At 72.8% G+C, this 23,473-nt stretch carries 21 protein-coding genes, 1 tRNA gene, 1 pseudogene and 1 riboswitch; of the genes and pseudogenes, 16 read left to right on the top strand and 7 right to left on the bottom strand.

Annotated elements, in window-relative coordinates; translation table 11 throughout:
- Positions 1 to 351: 351 nt before the first annotated feature.
- Entirely contained in the window at positions 352 to 2,469 is a 2,118-nt protein-coding gene (locus ABZ386_RS30900) for an asparagine synthase-related protein (protein WP_351347947.1), read from the bottom strand.
- Positions 2,470 to 3,342: 873 nt separating this feature from the next.
- Between ABZ386_RS30900 and ABZ386_RS30895 the strand changes: the two genes are divergently transcribed.
- The 4 genes from ABZ386_RS30895 to ABZ386_RS30880 all read left to right on the top strand — a co-directional run bounded on the left by ABZ386_RS30895 (position 3,343) and on the right by ABZ386_RS30880 (position 8,641).
- Positions 3,343 to 4,767 (top strand): MFS transporter, encoded by a 1,425-nt coding sequence (locus ABZ386_RS30895; protein WP_114253924.1) that lies wholly within the window; start codon positions 3,343 to 3,345, stop codon positions 4,765 to 4,767.
- A 75-nt stretch (positions 4,768 to 4,842) separates the two neighbouring features.
- Positions 4,843 to 6,048 (top strand): L-2-hydroxyglutarate oxidase, encoded by a 1,206-nt coding sequence (gene lhgO / locus ABZ386_RS30890; protein ID WP_351347945.1) that lies wholly within the window; start codon positions 4,843 to 4,845, stop codon positions 6,046 to 6,048.
- Positions 6,049 to 6,412: 364 nt separating this feature from the next.
- Positions 6,413 to 7,243: a tRNA (guanosine(46)-N7)-methyltransferase TrmB gene (trmB, locus tag ABZ386_RS30885; RefSeq protein ID WP_355719562.1), complete on the top strand. Its 831-nt coding sequence runs from the start codon at positions 6,413 to 6,415 to the stop codon at positions 7,241 to 7,243.
- Between the two features lie 57 nt (positions 7,244 to 7,300).
- Positions 7,301 to 8,641 (top strand): PrsW family intramembrane metalloprotease, encoded by a 1,341-nt coding sequence (locus ABZ386_RS30880; protein WP_355719565.1) that lies wholly within the window; start codon positions 7,301 to 7,303, stop codon positions 8,639 to 8,641.
- Positions 8,642 to 8,661: 20 nt separating this feature from the next.
- On the opposite strand, the gene ABZ386_RS30875 is transcribed toward ABZ386_RS30880, so the two are convergent.
- The 4 genes from ABZ386_RS30875 to ABZ386_RS30860 form a co-directional block, all read right to left on the bottom strand.
- Positions 8,662 to 9,606, bottom strand: coding sequence for an aldo/keto reductase (locus tag ABZ386_RS30875; protein ID WP_358966825.1), 945 nt, complete (start codon positions 9,604 to 9,606; stop codon positions 8,662 to 8,664).
- Positions 9,607 to 9,701: 95 nt separating this feature from the next.
- Positions 9,702 to 10,733, bottom strand: a complete 1,032-nt coding sequence (locus ABZ386_RS30870) for a M23 family metallopeptidase (RefSeq protein WP_351347937.1) — start codon at positions 10,731 to 10,733, stop codon at positions 9,702 to 9,704.
- An 11-nt stretch (positions 10,734 to 10,744) separates the two neighbouring features.
- Positions 10,745 to 10,901, bottom strand: a riboswitch (cyclic di-AMP (ydaO/yuaA leader).
- 289 nt (positions 10,902 to 11,190) lie between these two features.
- Positions 11,191 to 11,264 (bottom strand) — tRNA-Met (locus ABZ386_RS30865).
- 203 nt (positions 11,265 to 11,467) lie between these two features.
- The gene (locus tag ABZ386_RS30860) at positions 11,468 to 12,598 is read right to left on the bottom strand and encodes a dihydrofolate reductase family protein (protein ID WP_356503464.1); all 1,131 of its coding nucleotides are present in this window, start codon (positions 12,596 to 12,598) and stop codon (positions 11,468 to 11,470) included.
- 76 nt (positions 12,599 to 12,674) lie between these two features.
- Between ABZ386_RS30860 and ABZ386_RS30855 the strand changes: the two genes are divergently transcribed.
- The 3 genes from ABZ386_RS30855 to ABZ386_RS30845 all read left to right on the top strand — a co-directional run bounded on the left by ABZ386_RS30855 (position 12,675) and on the right by ABZ386_RS30845 (position 14,602).
- Entirely contained in the window at positions 12,675 to 13,193 is a 519-nt protein-coding gene (locus ABZ386_RS30855) for a MarR family transcriptional regulator (protein WP_351347933.1), read from the top strand.
- 155 nt (positions 13,194 to 13,348) lie between these two features.
- A complete protein-coding gene (ribA, locus tag ABZ386_RS30850) occupies positions 13,349 to 13,990 on the top strand; it encodes a GTP cyclohydrolase II (protein ID WP_037766823.1) in 642 nt (213 codons plus the stop codon).
- Positions 13,991 to 14,098: 108 nt separating this feature from the next.
- Positions 14,099 to 14,602, top strand: coding sequence for a MarR family transcriptional regulator (locus ABZ386_RS30845; RefSeq protein WP_351347930.1), 504 nt, complete (start codon positions 14,099 to 14,101; stop codon positions 14,600 to 14,602).
- 144 nt (positions 14,603 to 14,746) lie between these two features.
- Here ABZ386_RS30845 and ABZ386_RS30840 read toward each other — a convergent pair whose 3' ends face one another.
- Together ABZ386_RS30840 and ABZ386_RS30835 are read right to left on the bottom strand one after the other, a co-directional pair.
- A complete protein-coding gene (locus ABZ386_RS30840) occupies positions 14,747 to 15,595 on the bottom strand; it encodes an RNA polymerase sigma factor SigF (protein ID WP_198678427.1) in 849 nt (282 codons plus the stop codon).
- A 353-nt stretch (positions 15,596 to 15,948) separates the two neighbouring features.
- The gene (locus ABZ386_RS30835; protein ID WP_114253933.1) at positions 15,949 to 16,392 is read right to left on the bottom strand and encodes a MarR family transcriptional regulator; all 444 of its coding nucleotides are present in this window, start codon (positions 16,390 to 16,392) and stop codon (positions 15,949 to 15,951) included.
- A gap of 339 nt (positions 16,393 to 16,731) precedes the next feature.
- Here ABZ386_RS30835 and ABZ386_RS30830 point away from each other — a divergent pair, with 339 nt between their 5' ends.
- The 9 genes and pseudogenes from ABZ386_RS30830 (at position 16,732) to ABZ386_RS30790 (ending at position 23,345) form a co-directional block, all read left to right on the top strand.
- Entirely contained in the window at positions 16,732 to 17,892 is a 1,161-nt protein-coding gene (locus tag ABZ386_RS30830; RefSeq protein WP_358966822.1) for a PP2C family protein-serine/threonine phosphatase, read from the top strand.
- Positions 17,893 to 18,030: 138 nt separating this feature from the next.
- Positions 18,031 to 18,966, top strand: coding sequence for an STAS domain-containing protein (locus ABZ386_RS30825; protein ID WP_351347926.1), 936 nt, complete (start codon positions 18,031 to 18,033; stop codon positions 18,964 to 18,966).
- Positions 18,963 to 19,376: an STAS domain-containing protein gene (locus ABZ386_RS30820; RefSeq protein WP_198678212.1), complete on the top strand. Its 414-nt coding sequence runs from the start codon at positions 18,963 to 18,965 to the stop codon at positions 19,374 to 19,376. The genes ABZ386_RS30825 and ABZ386_RS30820 overlap by 4 nt, the downstream gene beginning before the upstream one ends.
- Complete coding sequence (locus ABZ386_RS30815; RefSeq protein ID WP_351347924.1) at positions 19,376 to 19,819, top strand: anti-sigma regulatory factor; 444 nt, start codon at positions 19,376 to 19,378, stop codon at positions 19,817 to 19,819. The genes ABZ386_RS30820 and ABZ386_RS30815 overlap by 1 nt, the downstream gene beginning before the upstream one ends.
- Positions 19,819 to 20,850 (top strand): ATP-binding SpoIIE family protein phosphatase, encoded by a 1,032-nt coding sequence (locus ABZ386_RS30810; protein ID WP_351347922.1) that lies wholly within the window; start codon positions 19,819 to 19,821, stop codon positions 20,848 to 20,850. Before ABZ386_RS30815 ends, ABZ386_RS30810 begins: the two co-directional genes overlap by 1 nt.
- A gap of 81 nt (positions 20,851 to 20,931) precedes the next feature.
- Positions 20,932 to 21,993: a YihY/virulence factor BrkB family protein gene (locus ABZ386_RS30805; RefSeq protein ID WP_351347920.1), complete on the top strand. Its 1,062-nt coding sequence runs from the start codon at positions 20,932 to 20,934 to the stop codon at positions 21,991 to 21,993.
- 48 nt (positions 21,994 to 22,041) lie between these two features.
- Positions 22,042 to 22,590 carry a phosphatase PAP2 family protein gene (locus tag ABZ386_RS30800; RefSeq protein ID WP_351347918.1) on the top strand — a complete coding sequence of 183 codons (549 nt, stop codon included), beginning with the start codon at positions 22,042 to 22,044 and terminating at the stop codon, positions 22,588 to 22,590.
- A 140-nt stretch (positions 22,591 to 22,730) separates the two neighbouring features.
- Positions 22,731 to 23,072: a hypothetical protein gene (locus ABZ386_RS30795; RefSeq protein ID WP_358966819.1), complete on the top strand. Its 342-nt coding sequence runs from the start codon at positions 22,731 to 22,733 to the stop codon at positions 23,070 to 23,072.
- A pseudogene (locus ABZ386_RS30790) lies at positions 23,069 to 23,345 on the top strand (DUF4235 domain-containing protein). Before ABZ386_RS30795 ends, ABZ386_RS30790 begins: the two are co-directional and overlap by 4 nt.
- Positions 23,346 to 23,473: the final 128 nt, after the last annotated feature.

The following is a 23,473-nucleotide window of genomic DNA, read 5'->3' as shown; positions in this document are numbered from 1 at the left end:
CGCTGCGCCCACCCGTGCCGCCCTTAGCGGCACGATTGCCCGCAGCTAGAGCGGACCGGTGGCCCGCCCCCGCGCGCCCGCAGCTGAGGCCGCTGAGGCGACTGACTGAGGCGGCTGAGGCGGCAGCCACGATGCGCCCGCAGCCGCCGTCGTACGCAAGGGGACGTGTCGGGGGGTGTCCGCCCGCAGCGGTTGGCGCGTCAACGCGAGTTAGTCGGTGAAGGGCCCCATCGCGCCGTTCCGAGGACGGACACCCCCCGGCGCGGCCCCGACCCACCCCCGGCGAGCAGGCGAGGACGCGCACCCCCACCGAGGCAGCCGGCACAACTCGGCGACCACCCGCTACCCCCGCTACCCCCGCCGCCCCCCACCGGCCCCCGCCCCCAACGCCCCCCGCTGCGGCGCGATCCCCGCCGGTACCGCTCGCTGCCGCGCCGGCGTCCCCGTCCAGCACGTGCCGCGGCGGGCCAGCAGGCGGCGGAGCCACAGTTCCAGGGAGACCAGGTCGGCGAGGCCGTCCAGGGGGAGGGGCTCGCCCGCCGCCGCGCCCCGCAGGGCCTTGCGGACCACCCGGGCCTCGACCAGCCCGGCCTCCGCCAGCAGCGGCGTGTCGAAGAGCGCGACCAGCGAGTCCGCCGCCACCCGCAGCCCCGTACGCGCCGCGGCCGCAGCCGTCGCCTGGGTCGGCGCACCCCACCCCGCGGGCAACTCCCGCACCCCGGCCCCTTCCAGCACCGTCCGCAGGATCGCCGCCCGCGCCCCCGGCCGCACCCGCAACGCCTCGGGCAGCGCCCGGGCAGCCCGTACGACCTGGTTGTCGAGGAACGGCGCGTGCAGCCGCTGGAAGCGGACCTCCGCGGCCTGCTCCAGCACCCGCAGGTCCGCCGCGTGCCGCGCCAGCGTCGCCCGCGCGCGGAAGTCACCCGGCCGCTGCCCCGGACCCACCAACTCCGACCGGTGCGTCGACGCCTGAAGGCGAACCGATACTTCAGCGAGCGCCTCACCGGTCAGCCAGCGCGCCGCCGGCCCGGGTCTGCCCCAGGTCAGCGCGGCGAGCGAGGCATCCACCGCCCCGCCGGGCGCGTCGAGGCCGTCGTCCGACCGGTGGTCGAGCAGCCGCTCGGCCAGGGTCTCCAGCCCGGCCCGGTACGGCGTACGGGACAGCCGCCGCGCCGCCGCGTACACGCGCGCGGGGACCAGCACCGACCCGTCCGCCTTGGCCAGCGCGGCGACCGGCCGGACCAGATGGCGCCGCTTGCGGTCCATCAGCAGGTCGGCCAGCCGCGCGGGATGGGCGTCCAGGACCTGACGCGCGCCGTACCCCGTGAAGTGGTCCGCGCTGCCGGCCGCCAGCCGCGCCCGGTGCCGGGCCGCCGACACCAGGGACGGCCCGGGTTCGTCGGTCAGCGGGACGTCCAGGTCGGCGTACGGCAGGGTCTCCTCGCCACCGGCCACGACCACGTGGTGCAGCCGCGGGTTCGCCGCCAGCGCCCCGGCCCGCTCCAGCTCGGCCTCGCGCCCCGCGACGGCGAGGTCGTTGAACGTGACGGCCAGCAGCCGCTCCCCCGCGCCCGTGCCGTGCCCCAGCACGGTGCCCGGCATCCCGGGCAGCCCCGCGGCCAGCAGCGCCAGTGTCCCGGAGGCCGGCCCGCCGGACAGGTCCGCCCCGATCCCCGGCACCGGCATCCCGCGCGCGGCACGCCGCTCGGCGGGTCCCATGCCGGGCACGGGCCCGGGGTCGATGTCCGCCCCGGGAACGTGCCGCGGCGCGGACAGCCGCGTCCGTACGGCCTCCACGAGGGCGTCGCGTACGGCGTCGACCGCGCTGTCGGGATCGGCGGGCGGAGCGGCGACCGCCAGCGAGGCGACGGGCTCGTACCCGGCGACCTCCCGCGCCCCGGCGCGCAGGATGAGGGCATGCCCCGGCGGAATGCGCTTCACGCCGTCGTACGGCGTGGAGTCGTGGAGCGCGGCGGGCACGTCAGGGGCGGCCAGCAGCGCGGCGAGGTGCCCGAAGTCGAGGTTGGCCTCGATGAGGTCGGCCAGCGGCAGCGCGGCCGTCGCGTACGCCGTGCCGCCGGCCCAGGGTGTGTAGAACACCGGCCGCGCGCCCGCGAGATCACCGCAGACGGTGATCCTCCTGCCGACCTGCACGATCGCGGTGTAGCTCCCGGACCAGGCGGTCAGATGCCGGAGTGCCCCGCCGCGCGCGGCGAACAGGGCGACGCGCAGTTGCTCGTCGGTGGCGCCGCAGATGCCGAGGACGGCGATCCGGGTGCGGTCGTCGGCCGCCACGACGCGCACCTCGTCGGGGCGCCAGTCGCCGACGGCCCACAGCGGATCGGGATCACCCCACAGGAGTTGGGAACCCACCGGGTGCAGGGTCTCACCGTCGTGCCCGGTGGCCCCCGCCGAACCGGCAGCGACGGCTCCCGCGGCGGTGCTGCTCCATCCCACCAACCACCGCATCGCCGCCTCCACAGGCTGTGGACAACCAGTGCACCGTACGAACCGGTTCACCATGCTGCCATGAAGGAAGCGCTCCAGAGGGTGCCCGCGCCGCTTGCGCTCCGCCGAATGCGCCCCGGCGGAGCCGCCTACGCCGCCCGGAACACCCCGAACTCCCGTACGCCGCACGACGGGCGGGCTAGACCGCCGCACGACGGGCGGGCTAGACCGCCGCACGACGGGCGGGCTCGACGGGACTCAACGAGAGGCGGAGAAGAAGAGCAACGGGAGGCGGAGCAGAGAGCGCGGAGACGGCACCGCTACGCGACCATCCGGCCACGGGACAAGCCCCGCCAGCGACACGTCACCAGTACGACTGCGACGCGAATGCGCCCCCGATACGCGCCCCAAACACGCCGGACGCGCCCTCAACGACCGTGGTCGGAGCCCTGATACCCCGCGAACGACGGGGTCGATTTTCAGCCAAATCGCCGATACGCGAGCAGCCTCGAACACGCTCCGTACAGGCTGGGCGCCGCGTCGCCCGGTCGCGTAGTCCGGGAGACGAGGCGCGCCTCCCGGACCGTTCCGCCGCCCGCGGGGATGGAGGCGGCGGTGTCCCCCAGCCCACTGGATCCAGTACAGCGGGCCGACCCACGCAGGGACCATGGAACCGCTCCCGCGATGGCCGGAGAAGAGCGCACGGACAGGCGCACTGCCACACAGCGGGAGCACGCCGCAACAGGCTGTATCTGAACCGCACTTCAGTACGGACCACAATCCCGCCAACCGGAACAATGCCCCTTAACGCTTGGGATGCGGCGAACTACGCTGGGTTTACGAATGCCGCGTGGTTATGCCAGCACGGCAGCCGTCTGTGTCGAGGGGTGGCGCATGTCCAGGGAGCAACGCGGGCCGAACGAAAAACTCGGCGCCGTTCTCGCCCTCGCGGGAATCAGCAACGCAGGCCTCGCGCGGCGCGTCAACGATCTTGGCGCTCAGCGAGGACTGACGCTTCGCTATGACAAGACGTCGGTGGCGCGCTGGGTGTCGAAGGGCATGGTGCCGCAGGGTGCGGCGCCGCACCTCATCGCCGCCGCCATCGGCCAGAAGCTCGGCCGCCCGGTGCCGCTCCACGAGATCGGCCTGGCGGACGCCGACCCCGCGCCCGAAGTCGGCCTCGCCTTCCCGCGGGACGTCGGCCAGGCGGTGAAGTCCGCGACGGAGCTGTACCGCCTCGACCTCGCGGGCCGGCGCGCCGGCTCCGGCGGCATCTGGCAGTCGCTCGCCGGATCGTTCGCGGTGAGCGCGTACGCGACGCCCGCCTCGCGATGGCTGATAACCCCGGCCGACAGTTCGGTCGCGCGTGACGTGGGCCCCGGTGAGGGCTCCGGCGCACCGCTCAAAGTCGGCCACAGCGATGTGCAGAAGCTGCGGGAGGCCGCCGAGGACGCGCGGCGCTGGGACTCCAAGTACGGCGGCGGCGACTGGCGTTCGTCGATGGTCCCCGAGTGCTTAAGGGTGGAGGCCGCCCCGCTCCTGCTCGGCTCCTACTCCGACGAGGTCGGCCGGGCCCTCTTCGGCGCCTCCGCCGAACTCACCCGGCTCGCCGGCTGGATGGCCTTCGACACGGGCCAGCAGGAAGCGGCCCAGCGCTACTACATCCAGGCCCTGCGCCTGGCCCGGGCGGCGGCGGACGTCCCCCTCGGGGGCTACGTCCTGGCCTCCATGTCCCTCCAAGCCACCTACCGGGGCTTCGGCGACGAGGGCGTGGACCTCGCCCAGGCCGCCCTGGAACGCAACCGCGGACTGGCGACGGCCCGCACGATGAGCTTCTTCCGCCTCGTCGAGGCCCGGGCACACGCGCGTGCGGGCGACGCCCAGGCGGCCGGCGGCGCCCTGAAGGCGGCCGAGAGCTGGCTGGAGCGGGCCCGCCCCGGCGACCACGACCCGAGCTGGCTCGGCTTCTACTCCTACGACCGTTTCTGCGCCGACGCGGCCGAGTGCTACCGCGACCTCAAGGCACCCCGCCAGGTCCGCCGCTTCACGGAGCAGGCCCTGTCGAAGCCGACGGAGGAGTTCGTCCGCTCGCACGGCCTGCGCCTGGTCGTGTCGGCCGTGGCCGAACTGGAGTCGGGCAACCTGGACGCGGCGTGCGAGCAGGGGGTGCGGGCGGTGGAGGTCGCCGGGCGCATCTCGTCGGCCCGTACGACGGAGTACGTGAAGGACCTCCTGCACCGGCTGGAGCCGTACGGGGACGAGCCCCGGGTGGTGGAGCTCCGCGAGCGCGCGAGGCCGCTGCTGATGGCCCCTGCCTGAGCATGTACCTGCCTACTGCCCCTCTCCGCGTTTGAAGGCGCTGTCAGTGGCGCAGTGCACTATCGGTAGTGGGAGGTGGTGCGGGTGCGGACCGCATACGACTGTGACGTGCTGGTGATCGGCGGCGGAATCGTCGGCCTGTCGACGGCGTACGCGATCACCCGCGCCGCACCTGGCACACGTGTCACCGTCCTGGAGAAGGAGCCCGGCCCGGCCCGGCACCAGACCGGGCGCAACAGCGGCGTCATCCACAGCGGCATCTACTACCGCCCCGGCTCCCTCAAGGCGCGCTACGCGGTGCGGGGCGCCGCCGAGATGGTCAAGTTCTGCGCCGAGTACGGCATCCCGCACGCGGTCACCGGCAAACTGATCGTCGCGACCGACCGCGCCGAGCTGCCCCGGCTGCACGCGCTCGTGCAGCGCGGCCGGGAGAACGGCATTCCGGTGCGGGAGCTGGGCGCACCCCAGATCGCGGAGTACGAGCCGGAGGTGCGGGGCCTCGCCGCCATACACGTCGGCACGACCGGCGTCTGCGACTTCGTCGCGGTCGCGCGTCAGCTGGCGCACGGCTCGGGGGCGGAGATCCGGTACGGCACGCGGGTCGTCCGCGTCGACCGCCGCCCCGAGCGGGGGGTCGCGGTGCTCACGGCGGCCGGGGACGTCGTACGCGGGCGGGTCATGGTGAACTGCGCGGGCCTGCACTGCGACGAGATCGCCCGGCTGACCGGGGACGAGCCGGAGGTGCGGATCGTGCCGTTCCGGGGCGAGTACTACGAGCTGGCCCGGCCGGAGCTGGTCCGGGGGCTGGTGTACCCCGTCCCCGATCCGGCGTTCCCCTTCCTCGGGGTGCACCTCACCCGCGGGATCGACGGCGGTGTCCACATCGGCCCCAACGCGGTCCCGGCGCTGGCCCGCGAGGGATACGGGTGGGGCACGGTCCGCTGGCGCGAGCTGGGGTCGACGCTGACCTGGCCCGGCTCCTGGCACATCGCCCGTCGGCACTGGCGGTACGGGGCGGGTGAGCTGCGCCGGTCGCTGTCCAAGGCGGCGTTCACGGAGGCGGTGCGCAGACTGCTGCCCGGGGTGTCCGAGGACGACCTGGTGCCGACGGCGGCGGGTGTGCGGGCCCAGGCGGTACTGCGCGACGGCACGCTGGTGGACGACTTCCTGATCCGCGAGGGCCCCCGCACGGTCCACGTACTGAACGCACCCTCTCCCGCGGCCACGGCGTCCCTGCCGATCGGCAGGGAGGTGGCGCGCAGGGCACTGAGCGCGCTGTGAGTGTGCCGGTGCCCGGCGTCGGTGCTAGGCCGGGTGGGTGCGCAACTCGGCGCGACGAGGTGCCTCCCCCAAGCTCTCGGCTTCGCTCGAGCAGGGGGGACCCCCACGCCCACCCGTGCCGCCCTTAGCGGCACGATTGCCCGCAGCTGAGCGGAACCGGCGGCCCGCACCCGCCGGACGACGCAAGGGGACGTGCCGGGGGGTGTCCGCCCGCAGCGGTTGGCGCGTCAACGGACAGTGCGCCGGCACGCAAGTCGATCGCGCCGTTCCGAGGACGGACACCCCCCGGCGCGGCCCCGACCCACCCCCGGCGCGGAGGCGAAGGCGCGCACCCCCACTCACCGCCCGTAAAATCGACCTCACTGTGTCTGACTCCGCGAACACCCCCGCACCCCCGCCCCACACCCCCGGCGTCTCCCTCCGGCACAGCCGGGCCAAGGGAGAGCCGCGCTTCCCCGACGGGCCGCAGGCCGACCCCGCCGGGTCGCACTTCGAGCGGCGGATCCGGAGTTTCCAGCCCCGGCGGAGCCGGGTCACAGCCGGTCAGGCCGACGCCCTGCAGCGGCTCTGGCCCAAGTGGGGCCTCGACATCGACGGCAGCCGGACCCTCGACCTGCCCGACCTGTTCGGCAACGACAACCCCGTCGTCCTGGAGATCGGCTTCGGCATGGGCGAGGCCACCGCCCAGATGGCCGCGGCCGACCCCGCCACCAACATCCTCGCCGTCGACGTCCACACCCCCGGCCAGGGCAACCTGCTCAATCTCGCCGACCGGAACGGCCTGTCCAACATCCGGGTCGCCAACGGCGACGCGATCATCCTGCTCCGCGAGATGCTCGCCCCGGACTCCCTCGACGGCCTGCGCGTCTACTTCCCCGACCCCTGGCCCAAGAAGCGGCACCACAAGCGCAGACTCATCCAGCCGGCCTTCCTCACCCTGGCCGCCACCCGCCTCCGGCCCGGCGCGATCCTGCACTGCGCCACCGACTGGGAACCGTACGCCGAACAGATGCTCGAGGTCCTCACGGCACACCCCGACTTCGAGAACACACAGGCGGACGGCGGTTTCGCGGCGCGCCCCGACTTCCGGCCGCTGACCCGTTTCGAGGGCCAGGGACTGGACAAGGGACATGTCGTGAACGACCTCCTCTTCCGCCGCGTACAGCACGTGGACCAACCCCCCACCGGCGCCTGACCGCATCCGGCGGTCTCCGTCTGCGGACAGCGCCCCTCCGTCGTTAGGGTCAATGCCGTGGCCACCTGCCCCCCACACCCGTCGTACCCCAGCGGCCCCACCGACGGCGCGCCCACGCCCGGCGCCCCCGGCGCCCTGCGGCACGCCCACTGGTGGCAGCGCCCCTGGGTGCGCTACGGCGCGCCGACCACGCTCCTCGCGCTCTCCGGCCTGGTCATCCTCGCCCTGGTCCGCGAAGAGACGGGCACGGAAGGGTTCCTGGTCGGACTGGGGCTGGCCGTCCTCCCGGTGCCGCTGCTCATAGCCGCGTTCCGCTGGCTGGACCGGGTCGAGCCGGGCCCCTGGCGGAACCTGGTGTTCTGCTTCGCCTGGGGCGCCTGCGCGGCGGCGCTGATAGCGATCGTCGCCAACAGCTTCGCGACGCGATGGATAGCGACGGCGACCGCGGACCCGGCCGGCGCGGACACCCTCGGCTCGACCGTCATAGCCCCCGTGGTCGAGGAGTCGGCCAAGGCGGCGGCCGTCTTACTGGTCTTCCTCTTCCGCCGCCGCGACTTCACCGGCATCGTCGACGGAGTCGTCATAGCCGGTGTCACCGCCACCGGCTTCGCGTTCACGGAGAACATCCTCTACCTGGGCACGGCCTTCGGCACCGACCAGCTCACCGGCCACACCGGCATCGCCTCCGTCACGGCGGCGACCTTCTTCGTGCGCATCGTCATGTCGCCGTTCGCGCACCCGCTCTTCACCGTCCTCACCGGCATCGGCTTCGGCATCGCCGCGCTCTCGGCGGACCGCCGCCCCGTCCGCCGCGTCGCCTTCCCGCTCGCCGGGCTGCTGCTCGCGATGGGCATGCACGCGATGTGGAACGGCTCGTCCACGTTCGGGGAGTACGGCTTCTTCGCCGTGTACGCGGCGTTCATGGTGCCCATCTTCGGGCTGCTGACCTGGCTGGTGGTCTGGACGCGGCAGCGGGAACTCAGGACCGTGCGGGAGGAGCTGCCCGCGTACGCCGTGGCCGGCTGGCTGACCCCGGCGGAGCCGTACGCGCTCGGCTCGATGCGGGCCCGGCGGATCGCCCGCCAGTACGCCCGCCGGCACGCCGGGAAGGCCGCGGCGCGGGAGGTGGCCCGGTACGAGGCGTACGCGACGTCCCTGGCGTTCCTGCGGCACCGGGCCGGCCGCGGCCGGGTCGGTGCCGACTTCGCCGTCCGGGAGCGGGAGCTCCTCGACGAACTGTGGCGGCGCCGGGAGGCAGCCCGCCCCGCGCTGGATCACGCGGCCCGGATCACGGCCCCTCCGGTCCCGGTGGCGGCCCCGCCCTGGCCGGTGTACGGGGTGTACGGCTACGGCCACCAGCCGACGCCGTACCCCGCGTACAACCCGTACCGCTCCTAGGGGGTATCCCCAGGCCTGCCTCAGGCAGAGGCCTCGGTAAGCCGTTCCGCCTCCGCCTCCGAGAGCGTCAGGTCGCCCACGCCCAGCAGCGCGGGCAGCTGTTCCACCGTCCGCGCGGAGGCGATCGGCGCCGCCACGGTCGGCTGCGCGGCGAGCCAGGCCAGCGCCACCGTGGCGACGGGCACGTCATGCGCCGAGGCGATCTCGTCGAGGGCGTCGAGGACCTTCCGCCCCCGCTCGGTCTCCAGGTGCCGCGCGGCACTGCCCGCCCGCGCGCTGTCGACGGTCGTACCGGGCCGGTACTTGCCCGTGAGGAAGCCGGAGGCGAGCGCGTAGTACGGAACGGCGGCGAGACCGCTCCGCTCGGCGAGGTCCTGGAGTTCGCCCTCGTAGGTGTCGCGGGAGACCAGGTTGTAGTGGGGCTGGAGGGCCACGTACCGGGCGAGTCCCTCGCGGTCGGAGAACTCCAGGGACTCCCGCAGCCGCTCCGCCGAGATGTTGGAGGCGGCGATGTGGCGCACCTTCCCGGCCTTCACGAGGTCGTCGAGGGCGCCGATGATCTCCTCCACCGGCACCTCGGGCCGGTCGAAGTGCGTGTAGTAGAGGTCGATGTAGTCGGTGCCGAGGCGGCGCAGGGAGGCGTCGGCGGCGGCCTTGATGTTGGCGGCGGACAGTCCCTGGAACTCGGGGTGCTGGCTGACCTTCGTGGCGACGACGACATCGGCGCGGTTGCCGCGCGCCCGGAGCCACTTGCCGAGGACGGTCTCGGACTCACCGCCCTGGTTGCCCTCGGCCCACGCCGAGTAGACGTCGGCGGTGTCGACGAAGTTGCCGCCGGCGGCGGTGTAGGCGTCGAGGACGGCGAACGACTGGTCCTCGTCGGCGGTCCAGCCGAAGACGTTGCCGCCGAGGGCGAGCGGGAAGACCTCGAGTTCGGAGGAGCCGAGTTTGCGCAGAGAAGTCATGTCCCGTGTCAACGGCCGTGCGGGGGAGGCTCATTCCACAGCGGACGCAAAACTCCCGTAAACGCCCCTCCGCACGGAACCGAGGACGCCGTGGTTCAGACGTTCAGGCCCTTGCCGCGCAGCCAGGCCAGCGGGTCGATCCCGCTGCCGGAACCGCCGGAGTGCACCTCGAGGTGGAGGTGGGCACCGGTGACGTTGCCGGTGGCGCCGACGCGGCCGATGACGTCGCCCGTGCTGACCTTCTGGCCGACGCTGACGCCGATCGACGACTGGTGCGCGTACCAGATCTCCGTGCCGTCATCGAGGGTCAGGACCGTCTTGTAGCCGTACGAACCGCTCCAGCCCGCCTCGGTGATGGTGCCGCTGTGCACCGCCTTGATCGGCGTGCCCGTGGGGGCGGCGAAGTCGAGGCCGGTGTGGTAGCCGGAGGACCAGTAGGCACCGGCCTGACCGAAGGTCGAGGTGATGGTGTACGAGGAGGTGGGCAGCGTGTACTGCTTGGCGAGGGCGGCGAGCCGCTCGGCCTCGGCCTTCTTCCGGGCCTCCTCCTCCGCCTTCCGCTTGGCTTCGGCGGCCTTGGCCTTGGCTTCCTTCTCGGCCTTGGCGGCGGCTTCCTTGGCGGCCTTCTCGGCGGCGGCCGCGGCTTCTTCGGCGGCCTTGGTCTCGATCTGGTCCTGCTGGTGCTCGGCCTGGGCCATGATCCGGGCGCGCAGCGCCTCGCCGGCGCCGGAGCTGCCCTGCTCGGCGTCCGCCGTGGCGGTGCCGAGGCTGCTGAGCGGAGTCGCGGAGCCCTGGGGGGTGTCGTCGTCCGAGATGAGGGAACCCACCGAGGGAAGGTCCGGCACGGAGATCGACACCGGCGGCTTGCCGGTCTGGGCGCTGGCCATGCCGCCGGCGCCCACGGCGGCTATGACGCCGACGCCCAGGACGGTGGAGCTGCGGGCGAGTCCTCCGCCGCGCTGCTTGGTGACGCGATGCCGGCCGCGGACGGGACGGATGGACTCCGCGGTGGGGTTCCATTCCTGGAACGGGCCCTCGTCGGTGCGCTGACCTCCGTAGCCGAAGGTCTCGGTGTCGCGCTGGTTCTGCGCGAACGGGGCCGCGGGGGCAGGCCGGTTGGACGCCACGTGGGCGTACTCCTTTCCTTCCTTCTCGCCTACCGGGTTAGCTGACGGGTTCGGAGCAGGAAGGTCTCCTACGCGCGTATACCGACCGTGCTTCCACGGCGGTATGCGTGCGATTCACCCCAAGTGGTGGTTCCCCGGTTCCCTTTCGGGATTCGGCGCGTGCGCACGGAGCCGCCTTCTGTGACGGCTGGGACGACCGCGCTGCGTTATCGAACGTTAATAGACGCGCGGTGGGTATTCCAGCGATTCCGCTTGATCATTAACCTTTTTCGCGCGGACTTACCCCCCATGACCGGGCCAAATCGGGCGAGTTGACCGCCACGTAAGTGACTCACGGGTTTTGACGGTGTGTCAGTCGTTATGCGGAGCGGCGCGATTCACTCACCGAAAGTAATGGAGGGCCCAGAGGAAACACCGAGGGCCGGAACCCTTTCGGATTCCGGCCCTCGGCCTTCAGTAGCGGGGACAGGATTTGAACCTGCGACCTCTGGGTTATGAGCCCAGCGAGCTACCGAGCTGCTCCACCCCGCGTCGTTGTGACACCAGTGTACGCCATCCGCGGGACCGCTCGCGCACACCCGCCGCTCAGCCGCCCGGGGCGCCCGCGTGGGTCAGGGTTTCCCAAGGCACGGGCGCAGGATCTGTTGGGCCGATCGGCCCGCGATCAGCACGACGGCCGCAGTCCGTACGACAGGTCGTGGTCCGTACTCCGTACGACAGGTCGTGGCCCGTACTCAGGGCGACAGGTGGCGGTTCGGGGCCTTGGCCCGCTCCTCGTGTTCGGGCAGGACGACGACCTCCACTCCCCCGGCGGCGAGGACACCGCTGCCGTCGGCCGCGGCCACGAAGGTGTCCGGCTCGCGCCAGGCCGTGACGACCCGCCGTACGCCCGCGTCGAGGATCAGCCGGGCGCAGGGTGCGGGGCGGGAGGCGCGGCGGGCGCACGGCTCCAGGCTGCTGTACACCGTCGCGCCGGGCAGGCGCCCGTCGGCCGGGTCGATCTTGGCCAGGGCCGCCTCCTCCGCGTGCACGACCGGGTCGCCGCCCTCGCGGGAGTGGCCGCGGGCCAGTTCCGTGCCGTCGGCCGCGACCACCACCGCGCCCACGCTGAACGCCGTGTCCGACGGCGGGCACTCCGCCGCCAGTGCGCAGGCGCGGGCCAGCCAGTGGTGGTCGGCGGCGACCGGGAGGGGGCCGGTGCCCGGGGCGGTCGGTTCGTAGCGCATGAGGACGACGTCCTCGATCCGCCGCGTCTCCAGCAGCCGGAGCCGGCCGGACTGGTAGCCGCCGGGGCCGAAGAGGCGGGGTGCCGCCGGGTCGCCCACGAAGAGCGGGGCGAGGACCAGCTGGAGTTCGTCGGCGAGGCCCTGGGTGAGGAGCTGGGTGTGGATCACGCCGCCGCCCTCGACCATGAGGCGCCGTACGCCCCGGACGTCGTGCAGGTGGGTGAGGAGCCGCCGCCAGTCGAGGCCGGGGCCGAGGGGGACGACGTCGGTGGCGAGGCCGAGGGCGCGGGCGCGTTCGGCGCCCTGGTCGGTGGTGTAGAGGACCTTCGCGCCGCCGGTGTGCCAGAAGCGGGCGTCCGGGTCGAGCTCGCCCGTGCCGCTGACGGTGACCTTGAGGGGGTACTCCGGCTTGCCTGCGGCGGTGCGGGCGGCGCGCCGCTCCGCGGAGTTGACCAGGAGGCGCGGGTTGTCGGCGCGGATCGTGCCGGCGCCGACCAGGATCGCGTCGACGGACGCCCGGACCTCGTCGACCCGGTCGAAGTCGGCCGGGCCGGACAGGAGGAGGCGTTCGGGTCCGGTGTCGTCCAGGTAGCCGTCGAGGGAGACGGCGGCGGACAGCAGGACGTACGGGTGGGGCATCGACGCTCCGCGGCTGGTCGGGACGGCGGAAGGGACAGGGCTTGGTTCAAGTTTGAAACAAACCTACACTGGCGGCATGACGACTCGCTGGCTCACCCCCGAGGAGCAGCGCGCCTGGCGCGCCTACATCGCCGCCTCGCTGCTCCTGGAGGACGCGATCGACCGGCAGCTCCAGCAGGACGCCGGCATGCCGCACCTGTACTACTCCATCCTGTCCGTCCTGTCGGAGTCCCCGGAACGGCGGCTGCGCATGACCGATCTCGCCGAGCGGCTGAAGATCACGCGCAGTCGGCTGACCTACGCGGTGACGCGGCTGGAGAAGGACGGCATGGTGCGGCGCGAGGCCTGCCGCTACGACAAGCGGGGCAGCATCGCGGCCCTGACCGACGAGGGCTTCGCCGTCCTGGAGCGGGCGGCGCCCGGGCATGTCGAGACGGTACGGAGCTTCCTGTTCGACCGGCTCAGCGCGGAGCAGGTGGGACAGCTGGAGGAGATCTCCGCGGCGATCGCCCAGGGCCTCCAGGAGGAGGGGACGCGGCCGGACTCGGACGACGTGCCGTGGCGGCGGAGGGCAGCCTCGTCGGCCTGTTCGTGACGCGCGCCACAGGGGCCGTATCCCTCATTGCTTCAAATTTAAAGCACGAGTAGGGTTCCGATCGTGGTTCTGCTTCAAATCTGAAGCAGTACGGCTGTGCAGCCGCCAGGAATACGGCTGTGCAGCCGACAGGAAACGGAACCCGGAGGCCCCGCATGCCCGACACCCCCGCTGTCATCGCCACCCCGCGCTCCCGCGTCCGGGTCCCCCTGCGCTTCCACGACGGCTACGAGGTCGACGCCGAGCTCGTCACCTTCCACGGCCTGGCCGACGGCCAGGAGCACGTGGCCGTCGTCCTCGGCGAGCCGGGCCCGGTCCCGCTGGTGCGGCTGCACTCCGAGTGCCTGACCGGGGACGTGTTCGGCTCGGCCCGCTGTGACTGCGGCCCCCAGTTGCGCGAGGCGGTCGAGCGCATCGCCGAGCGCGGCGGCGTGCTCCTCTACCTCCGTCAGGAGGGCCGGGGCATCGGCCTCTACAACAAGCTCGACGCGTACGCCCTGCAGGACCAGGGCCTGGACACGTACGAGGCGAACGCGGCCCTGGGGCTGCCGGAGGACGCCCGCGACTACACCGCGGCGGCCCAGATGCTCCGGGCCCTGGGCATCGGCGAGCTGGACCTGCTCTCCAACAACCCCGACAAGGCGGGCCAGTTGCGCGAGCTGGGCGTCGGCGTGCGCGACCGCGTCCCCACCGGCGTCTTCACCACCGCGCACAACGTCCGCTACCTGCGCGCCAAGGTGCTGCAGACCCAGCACACGCTGCCGCTCGCCGCGCTGACGGAGCTCAGCGCCGGCTGATCCGGCGGGAGCGCTGAACGGGACTGCTTGTCCCTCGGCTCTTCGGGTACAGCCTTTGCAAGAGGGCGACCTCCGCTGCACCCAGAGCTTATGGAAAGTGATCGTTTCGTGACCGATCTCGGCGGCCCCGGCGACTACCGGGCGAGGAGACCGGACGACGGCCCGGAGGCCGTCGCGGCGCAGATCGCCGATGCCGTGGAGAGCCTGACGGACCTGTGGTCGGTCGCCGCCCAGGAGGCCTCCCTGCGGCTGTCCCCGCACCAGCTGCGGGCGCTGCGCATCCTGCAGGCGGCGCCCGGCCTGAACCTCACGGCGCTGGCGGAGCGGCTGGACATCGGCCTCCCCACGGCCAGCCGGCTCTGCGACCGCCTGGCGGCGGCAGGCCTCCTGGAGCGCGTCCCGCACCCGGACACCCGCCGCGAGGTGCTGCTGATGCTCACCCCGCACGCCCGGCACGTGCTGGGCGAGGTCGCCGACCGCCGGGCAGGGGCCCTGGCCAAGGCCCTGGCGGCGATGGAACCGGCCGAACGGGCGGCCTTGAGCAGGGGCCTGCGGAGCTTCCTCACTGCCCAGAACAGGCCGGCACGCCACGACAGGCCGCCCCGCGGCTAACCGGAACGGGCCGGTACGCCCCCCGGGCAACTAGCCGGAGCCGGCCTCCCGGCAACCAGCCGAAACGGTCCGTACGCCACGACAGGCCCCAGCGACCAGCCGGAACCGGCCCTCACGGCGACTTGGGCGAGGAGGGAGATCGTCTCAGCCCGTCGCCAGCATCCCCGAGCGCAACCGCGCCACCGTCCGCGAGATCAGCCGGGACACGTGCATCTGGGAGATGCCGAGGCGGGCGCCGATCTCCGCCTGGGTCAGCTCCTCCACGAAACGGAGGTGGAGGATCAGCCGCTGGCGCTCGTCGAGTTCGGCGACCAGGGGGGCCAACGCGTGGAAGTCCTCGACGAGTTCCAGGGCGGGGTCCTCCTCGCCGATGAACTCCGAGAGCGTCGCGTCGCTCTCCTCCGCGTCGCCGCTGACCGCGGCGTCGAGGGAGGAGGACAGGTAGCCGTTGGCCGCGATCTGGGCCTCGACGACCTCGTCCTCCGACAGGTTCATCAGCGCCGCCAGTTCCGCGACCTTCGGCGCGCGGCCCAGCCGGGAGGCCAGTTCCTCGGTGGCCTTGGCGAGTTCCGTACGGGCCTCCTGCAGGCGGCGCGGCACGTGCACGGCCCAGGACGTGTCACGGAAGAAGCGCTTGATCTCGCCGATGATGTACGGCACCGCGAAGCTGGTGAACTGCACCTCGCGGGAGACCTCGAACCGGTCGATCGCCTTGATCAGCCCGATGACGCCGACCTGCACGACGTCGTCCATCGACTGTCCGCTGCTGCGGAACCGGCGGGCCGCGAACCGCACGAGCGACATGTTCATCTCGATGAGCGTGTTGCGCGCGTACTGGTATTCGGGCGTGCCCTCCTCCAGCACGGCGAGCCGGTCGAGGAACTGTCCGGTCAGCTCGCGCGCGTCCTGCGGGGTGAGCTTCTGGGGCTCCGCGATCTGCGGCAGCACCTCGCCGGTGTCGGTGCCGGAATCCGTCGTCGTGCCGATGCGCATGGTCGTCGTCACGGGCCCTCCCTCGTAGTTCCGGCCCGCTCCGATCCCCCGACAGGCCACCACCAGCGCCGCTACCCGCACTCGCCCGGCTCATGCCCCGCGTTCACCCCGTCGAGACGTAGACCACAGTCGATGCAGGTCGGGGCGGTGTCGGGGTACCCGCAAACGTGTTGTGACGGTACGGGCGACTACGGGCAGGAGGGTGGGCGGTGCGACGGAGAGGAAGAGACCAAGGGGTTCCCGGAGCGAACAGTTGTCGTTTGACAACTATAGTTGCAAGGCAACAAAGTAACCGTGCCACAGGGCCGCGGGAAAGGAAACGGAAAGGCCGAGTCGTTCCCGCGGGAGGCAGGTCAGGCAGTCCGGGTACCGGACGCGCGGGAGTCGTCGGAGTCGTCGTGTATCTGGGCCGCCGCCGCGTCGCAGAACGCCTCCAGCCCCTGCAGCAGCGCGACCCGCTTGGCGGCGGGCATCTGGTCGAGCACCGCGCGCAGCGCCTCCTCCCGGCGCACGCGCAGATCGGCCAGGAAGGCCCGGCCGCGGCCGCTGAGCCGCAGGCGCACCTCGCGCCGGTCCACCGGGCTGACCACGCGCTCGACGAACCCGGCCGCCTGGAGCCGGTCGCACAGCCGGCTGGTCGAGGGCGGGGTGGAGGCGAGGGAGTCGGCGAGCGTACGCAGGTTGATGCCCTCGTGGTGCTCCAGGATGAGCAGCACGCGCAGCTGGGAGGCGGACGCCGGCGCCGTCGAGGCCCGGCCCCACAGGACCTCCAGCAACTCCGCGGCCGTGGAGGTCACACGGGCGACCTCTGCTGGCTCAGGGCGGGGTCGGAGGGAAGTCACAGTCACACTCTCGCAGGCACCGGGATGGCCGTCAGCGTACTAGGCACGCGAGCGGCCGGGGCGGCACCGGCCCGGGCCGCGGCCGCCCACCACGCCGTCGACCGTACGCGCGAGGCCCCGCACGCGAGCCCCGAACGGGACGACCCGCACCCCATGACCCGCGCGCGACGCCCGTACAGGACGCCCCGCACAACCCCATGACCCGTATCCGACGGCCGCGCCCGTGGGCCCCGTGCCCGAGGGAGCGTCGACGACCGACCGAGGATTGGTGTTTCGACCATCGTGACCGCGACCGTGAACAGATTCGTGGCCGCCGAGCGTGCTCTGCGCACGGCGGCGCCCCACCAACTGCTGGACGCGGTCCGTCGTGTACTGACCGATCAGTACGCGGCGGACTCCGTCGAGCTGTTCCTGGCCGACTACGGCCTGACGGTGCTCCAGCCGGTGTCCGTGCTGCCGCACACCCTCCAGCCGGTGTCCGTGCACAACAGCCCGGCGGGCCGGGCCTTCGGCGCGCAGGAACCGTACGTGGAGACCCTTACGGACGACCTCGTGCGCGCGCACCTGCCCGTCACCGTGCGCGGCGACCGCCTCGGCGTGCTCACCGTGACCCTGCCGGGCGGCGATCACGCCAAGGGCTGCCTGGCCGAACTGGCCGAGATCGCCCAGGTGCTCGGGCACGAGGTGGTCGTGGCCGAGCGGGACACCGACCTGTACCTCCAGGCCCGCCGCAGGGACCGGCTCACCCTCGCGGCCGAGATGCAGTGGCAACTGCTGCCCGGCCGCTCCTGCGTCCGCCCCGAGTACGAGCTGGGCGCGCAGCTGGAGCCCGCGTACGCGATCTTCGGCGACAACTTCGACTGGTCCGCCACGGCCGACCGGCTCAGCCTCTACGTCACCAACGGCATGGGCGAGGGCATAGAGGCCTCCCTGCTGACGAACCTGGCGATCAACGCGCTGCGCAACGCGCGCCGGGCCGGCATCCCGCTGGCCGACCAGGCCGCCCTGGCCGACCAGGCGGTGTACGCCCACTACCGGGGCCGCTGCTACCTGTCCGTGCTCATGCTCGACTTCGACCTGGCCACCGGCCGGGTCCGGGCCGTGGACGCCGGGTCCCCGCACCTGCTGCGGCTGCGTCAGGGCGCGGTGGAGCGAGTGGACTTCGACGCGCAACTGCCGCTCGGCATGTTCGAGGAGACCGACTACGTGGCCCAGGAGTTCCGGGCCGAGCCGGGCGACCGGCTGGTCTTCGTCAGCGACGGCGTGTACAACGTCGCCTCGCCGCGCGGAGAGCCGTACGGCGACGCCGCCCTGTCCCGGGCGATCCAGTCGACCCGGCTGCTGCCTGCCGCCGAGGTGCCCCGGGCCATCCTGCGCGAGCTGACCGGCCACCGCGGCAGAACCGCCCCGGACGACGACGCCCTGGTGGTCTGCCTGGACTGGCGTGGCCGGTGAAGGACGGGGCAAGCGCTGGTCAGGGGCGTGGAGAGAAGTCGTTTGGTGGTGCCGTACGGCGGCACTAATGTTTGTCATATGGCAAGTAACGGCTGAGGCGCCGTCGCGTGACCTCGGTCCGGCCAGTGCAAGGGAGCGATGCAGGTGTCGGTGTCGGTGTCGGTGTCGGAAGAGAACGCGGAACAGGAGCCGGCCGCCCAGCAGGTGAGTGCCTTCCTCGAACGGCGCCGGGAGCAGATCGCCCAGCGGTGGGCGGACGCCGCGCTGTTCCGCACGGTCTTCACCGTGTCCCGCGACGAGGCGGTGGAGGCGGGCAGGGCCGTCGCGGCCGCGCTGGCCGCGGTCGCGGCCTCCGGACGGGTGGACGACATCCGGGCCGCCGGATTCGAGGCGGTGCGCGACCAGCTGGGGCGGATGGCGGCCTCCCGCGCCCGGACCGGAGCCGACCAGGACGGCATCGCCGACGAGGTGGCCGCCCTGCGCGAACCGGTGACCGAGCTGCTGCGCGCCGAGTACCCGGACCCGTACGCCCCCGAGGCCCAGGAGCCGCTGCTGGCGCTGACCGTGCTCATGGGCACCCTGCGCCTGGTCGTGCTGGAGACGACGGTCAGCGCCGGCGAGGAGGTCATCGCCCGGCAGCGCGAGCAGCTGCACGAGGTGGCCACCCCCGTGATCAAGCTGTGGGACAGCACGGTCGCCGTCCCGCTGATCGGCACGCTGGACAGCGCCCGCAGCCAGGTGGTCATGGAGAGCCTGCTGGACGCGATCGTCGCCGAGCGCGCCCGGTACGCCATCCTCGACATCACCGGCGTGCCCACGGTCGACTCGCTGGTCGCCCAGCACCTGATGAAAACGGTGGCGGCGGCGCGGCTGATGGGCGCCGAGTGCATCGTCTCCGGCATCCGGCCCGCGATCGCGCAGACGATAGTGCACCTGGGCATCGACCTCGGCACGGTCCTCACGCGCTCGAGCCTGGCGGACGCCCTGGCCTACGCGCTCAGCCGGCAGGGCGTGGGAATCGGGCCGGTGGCGGCGGCCGGCGCGGCCCCGACGGCCGACGCGGGCGCGCGGTGACCGGGGCCGCCGGGATCGGCCCCGCGGGCGGACACGGCTTCACCGTGCCGGTCCTGCAGCTGGGCGACGTCCTGCTGGTCACCCTCCAGGGGGAGCTGCACGACGGGATGGCCGAGCAGCTCCAGCAGGACGTCACGGCCCGGATCTCGCACACCCGGGTGACCGGTCTCGTGATCGACATCTCCGGGGTGGAGATCGTCGACTCGTTCCTGGGCCGGGTCCTCGCCGAGATCGCCGCCGGCGCCGGCCTGCTGGCCGCCCGTACGGTGCTGGCCGGGATGCGCCCGGCGGTGGCGATCACCCTGGTCGAGCTGGGGCTCACGCTGCCCGGACTGCGGACGGCTCTGGACGTCGAACGCGCGATGGAGCTGCTCGGCGCTGCCGCGCGCCCGGGTGAGGTGAGTCCGTGATGCGGGCCGGCCACGCCGCACCGGCCGTCGTGCCGATCGGCTCGGACGCCGACCTGGCCTGGGTCAGGCAGCAGGTCCGGCAGACCGCCGCCGAGCTCGGTTTCGGCCTGGTGCAGCAGACCAAGCTCGTCACCGCGGCGAGCGAACTGGCCCGCAACACCCTCGTCCACGGCGGGGGCGGCCAGGTGCGGATCACCCCGCTGGACACCGGGCGGTCGCAGGGCCTGCGGCTGGCCTTCGTCGACACCGGCCCCGGCATCCGCGACCTGGAGCAGGCGATGACCGACGGCTACACCAGCGGCGGCGGGCTCGGACTGGGCCTGAGCGGGGCCAAGCGGCTGGTCCACGAGTTCGAGGTGGACAGCCGGCCCGGCGAGGGGACCACCGTCACCGTCACCGCCTGGGCCACGCCCGTGCCGCCCTCCCGGCCGGGGGCGCTGTGATGAGCGGGGTGTGGGACGTTCCGGTGGACGACTCGACCCGGGTGCGGGACGTGCGGGTGGCGGCCGAGGAGGCCAGCGCCCTGGCCGGCCTGGGACCGCACCGCACCGCGACCGCCGCGCTCGTGGCGACGGAGCTGGCGACCAACCTGCTGCGGCACGCCGACGGCGGGCGCGTGCTCATCAACCTGGTCGACAGCGCCCGCGCCGACGGCCGGCGTGCGGCCGTCCAGCTGCTGTCGCTGGACCACGGCCCGGGCATCCCGGACGTCGCGCAGGCCATGCGCGACGGCTACAGCACCGCCGCCTCCCTGGGCGCCGGGCTCGGCACGTGCCGGCGCATAGCGAACGCCTTCGACCTGCACAGCGCCCCCGGCCGGGGCACCGTGGCCATGGCCCGCATCGACCATGAACCGGCCGTCCGGGGCGCGTCCCCGCCGCGTCCGCGCGCCGGCGGCGTCAACGTCCCGCTCGGCCGGGCCGAACACTCCGGCGACGCCTGGGAATGGGTGCAGGGCGGCGACCGCCTGACGCTCCTGCTCGCCGACGGCCTCGGGCACGGCGCCAAGGCCGCCGAGGCCTCCACGGCGGCGGTGACCGAACTGCGCGGGGTGGCCGACCGGTCCCCCGCCGAGATCCTGCGGCACCTGCGCGAGCCCCTGCGCCGCACCCGGGGCGCGGCCGTCGCCGTGGCCCAACTCGACCTCGTATCCGGCCGGCTGGACTTCTCCGGCATCGGCAACATCGGCGCCCGGCTACGCACCGGCGGCACCTGGAAGGCGCTGCTGTCCCAGCCCGGCATCGTGGGCGCGCAGGCCCCGGCGACCGTGCCCGTGCAGCGGGAGCCGTGGCACGCCGACAGCCTGCTCGTCCTGCACAGCGACGGCCTGCCCGCCCGCTGGACACCACCCGACGACGACACGCTCCTCACCCGCGACCCGGCGGTGGTCGCCGCGGTGATCCTCCGCGACGCGGGAAGCGCGGCCCGCCCGGTGCGCGACGACACGTGCGTGGCGGTCCTGGGCGGCGCCTAGGACGCCGTACGCGCCGATCCGCCTGCCCGATTTATCCGTAATGCGAGTATGGGTGAGCCCGAGCCGGGATACTCGTCCGAAATGGTACGGATGCTGAAACGGCACGGAAGGCACGACGAGCATGTCGCGGCCGACCAAGAGGCCGAGGCCCCCAAGGCACCACAGGCCGGGCCGGACGAGCAAGTGGAACGGCAGGCGCCGGACACTCCGGCGGATCTGCCCAAGCGCTCCTGGGGAGCGGTGCTGAAAGGCACCCTGAAGGAGTTCAAGAAGGACGAGCTGACCGACCGGGCGGCGGCGCTGACCTACTACGGGATCCTGGCGCTGTTCCCGGCGCTGCTGGCGCTGATCTCGCTGCTCGGGATCGTCGGCCAGTCCGCGACACAGCAGGTGCTGGACAACATCCAGAAGCTCGCCCCGGGCGCGGCGCAGGACGTCCTGCGCAACGCGGTGCAGCAGATGCAGGGCAACGCCGGACTCGGCTCGGTCATGGCGATCGTGGGTCTGGCGCTCGCGGTGTGGTCGGCATCCGGCTACGTCGCCGCGTTCATCAGGAGTGCGAACGCGGTCTACGACGTCCCCGAGGGCCGTCCGGTATGGAAGGTGCTGCCGGTCCGCGTCGGCGTGACCGTGGTCCTGATGGTCCTGGCCGTGGTCAGTGCGGTGATCGTCGTGTTCACCGGAGGACTGGCCCGGCAGGTGGGCACCGCGCTGGGGGTCGGTGACACGGCGCTGACGGTGTGGTCGATCGCGAAGTGGCCGGTGCTCGTCGTCCTGGTCACCATCATGATCGCGATCCTGTACTGGGCGACGCCGAACGCGAAGGTCCGCGGCTTCCGCTGGATCACGCCGGGCAGCTTCCTGGCGCTGGTGATCTGGATGATCGCCTCGGCCGGCTTCGCGCTGTACGTGGCGAACTTCGCCTCGTACAACAAGACCTACGGCACGTTCGCCGGTGTGATCATTTTCCTGGTGTGGCTGTGGATCACGAATCTGGCGATCCTGCTCGGCCTGGAGTTCGACGCCGAGATGCATCGCCAGCGTGCCGTCGCGGGCGGTCATCCACCCGGCGATGAGCCGTACGTCGAGCCGCGCGACACCCGGAAGTGGGACGAGGAGGACCGTCGCCGCTTTGAATCCTGAGGTCGCGGCTCGTGTGTGAAAGGGCTCCGGGCGGTAAGTCGGCTGATCATGGGGATGAAGGCGGAGCTGCGCGACGGGGATCACCGGCTGACCAGGCGGATGATCGCGTCGGGGCCACCGTGGGTGCGGCAGGTCGCGCCCGCGGTGGAGGAGGCGGCTGAACACACCAAGATCTGGTGCGCTGCGGCCGCGGTGATGGCCACCGTCGGCGGGTGGCGCGGCCGGACGGCGGCCGCCGCCGGGGTCGCGGCCATGGCGACGGCTCAACTGCTCTCCAACGCGGTCGTCAAGCAGGTGTCCCGACGGCGCCGCCCGCCGCCGCACTGGGTCCCGCCGGAAGATCTTCAAGGCCGCCCGGACAGCTCCTCCTTCCCCTCCGGGCACACGGCCGCCGCCTTCGCCTTCGCCGGCGCCGTGGCACCCGTCTGGCCGGCCGCCGGTGCCGTGTGCGGGGTGTCGGCGGTGATGGTGGCGGCGGAGCGGGTGCACAGCGGTGCCCACTACCCGTCCGACGTGGCCGCCGGCGGCGTACTCGGCCTGACGGCGGCCGCCCTGATACGTGCCGCACCCCGTCTGCTGCGGCGACATGTGCTCTGACGAGCGGTGACGCGTCGTCGTGGGGTATTCGGGGACCCGGTCGGAGTGCGGGTGGCGGCACCATCCCCGCCGACGCCCCCGCCGCAGACGGTGGACAGCGTCAAGACCGACGTAGCCGAGATCAAGGAGAAGACGCAGCGATGACCCAGGCCCGAGAAAAGGCAACGGCCGTCAAACAGCAGGTCGCCGAGAAGACCACACACGTCAGCGCTCAGGTGCGGGACAAGGCGACGCACGCCGCCCACATGGTGCAGGACAGGACCCCGGAGCCGGTGCGCGCCAAGGCCGCCGCGGCCACTGGCCAGGTCCGCGACAAGGCCGCGCACGTCGGAGAACTGGTACGGGAAAAGGCGCCTGAGCCAGTGCGCGAGAAGGCGGACGAGGCCATGCGGATGGCACGGTCCAACCGAACCCCGCTGTACGCCGCGGCCGGAGCGCTCATCGCGCTGCTGTTCGTACGTCGTGCCATGAGGCGGCGATGAAAGGCGCGAAGGTCGCCTACAAGCCGGTCGGTCCGGGTGTTCAGACAGGCCTGGAAGAAGCCCGGTCCCGATGAGGACGCCCCCGACGCCACCGACGAGGAGCGCACCTGGCGCGAGGTCATATCGGCGGTGGTCCTCCAGGGCGCGATCGTCACCGGCGTCAAAGCCGCCGTGGACCGCGGCAGCGCCGCCGCACACGACATCGGCTCGCGACCGCGGCCCCGCTCTCCTTCGGGAGCGCGAGGCCGCTTCGTCATCTCCGGGCCAACTTGACGACGGGCGATCCTGCGGCTCGCTGGCAACGAGGACATCGCCGTCGGCCGACGCCTGTGACAGCCGGTTGTGCTGCCCCGGAGTGCGATCAGGCCGGTCATGTGGCCGATGGTTTCGGGCAGGGCGGT

The sequence above is a fragment of the Streptomyces sp. NPDC006140 genome, from assembly GCF_040628815.1.
Classification (GTDB): Bacteria; Actinomycetota; Actinomycetes; order Streptomycetales; family Streptomycetaceae; genus Streptomyces.
The sequence above is the reverse complement of the archived record's forward strand: the minus strand, read 5'-3'. Positions and strand labels throughout refer to the sequence as shown.

Coding starts and splice junctions, on each gene's coding strand:
- ABZ386_RS30900 (WP_351347947.1), bottom strand. CDS start 2,469: ATGCGGTGGTTGGTGGGATGGAGCAGCACCGCCGCGGGAGCCGTCGCT.
- ABZ386_RS30895 (WP_114253924.1), top strand. CDS start 3,343: ATGTCCAGGGAGCAACGCGGGCCGAACGAAAAACTCGGCGCCGTTCTC.
- ABZ386_RS30875 (WP_358966825.1), bottom strand. CDS start 9,606: ATGACTTCTCTGCGCAAACTCGGCTCCTCCGAACTCGAGGTCTTCCCG.
- ABZ386_RS30860 (WP_356503464.1), bottom strand. CDS start 12,598: ATGCCCCACCCGTACGTCCTGCTGTCCGCCGCCGTCTCCCTCGACGGC.
- ABZ386_RS30855 (WP_351347933.1), top strand. CDS start 12,675: ATGACGACTCGCTGGCTCACCCCCGAGGAGCAGCGCGCCTGGCGCGCC.
- ribA (WP_037766823.1), top strand. CDS start 13,349: ATGCCCGACACCCCCGCTGTCATCGCCACCCCGCGCTCCCGCGTCCGG.
- ABZ386_RS30840 (WP_198678427.1), bottom strand. CDS start 15,595: ATGCGCATCGGCACGACGACGGATTCCGGCACCGACACCGGCGAGGTG.
- ABZ386_RS30825 (WP_351347926.1), top strand. CDS start 18,031: ATGCAGGTGTCGGTGTCGGTGTCGGTGTCGGAAGAGAACGCGGAACAG.
- ABZ386_RS30815 (WP_351347924.1), top strand. CDS start 19,376: ATGCGGGCCGGCCACGCCGCACCGGCCGTCGTGCCGATCGGCTCGGAC.
- ABZ386_RS30810 (WP_351347922.1), top strand. CDS start 19,819: ATGAGCGGGGTGTGGGACGTTCCGGTGGACGACTCGACCCGGGTGCGG.
- ABZ386_RS30805 (WP_351347920.1), top strand. CDS start 20,932: ATGGTACGGATGCTGAAACGGCACGGAAGGCACGACGAGCATGTCGCG.
- ABZ386_RS30800 (WP_351347918.1), top strand. CDS start 22,042: ATGGGGATGAAGGCGGAGCTGCGCGACGGGGATCACCGGCTGACCAGG.
- ABZ386_RS30795 (WP_358966819.1), top strand. CDS start 22,731: ATGACCCAGGCCCGAGAAAAGGCAACGGCCGTCAAACAGCAGGTCGCC.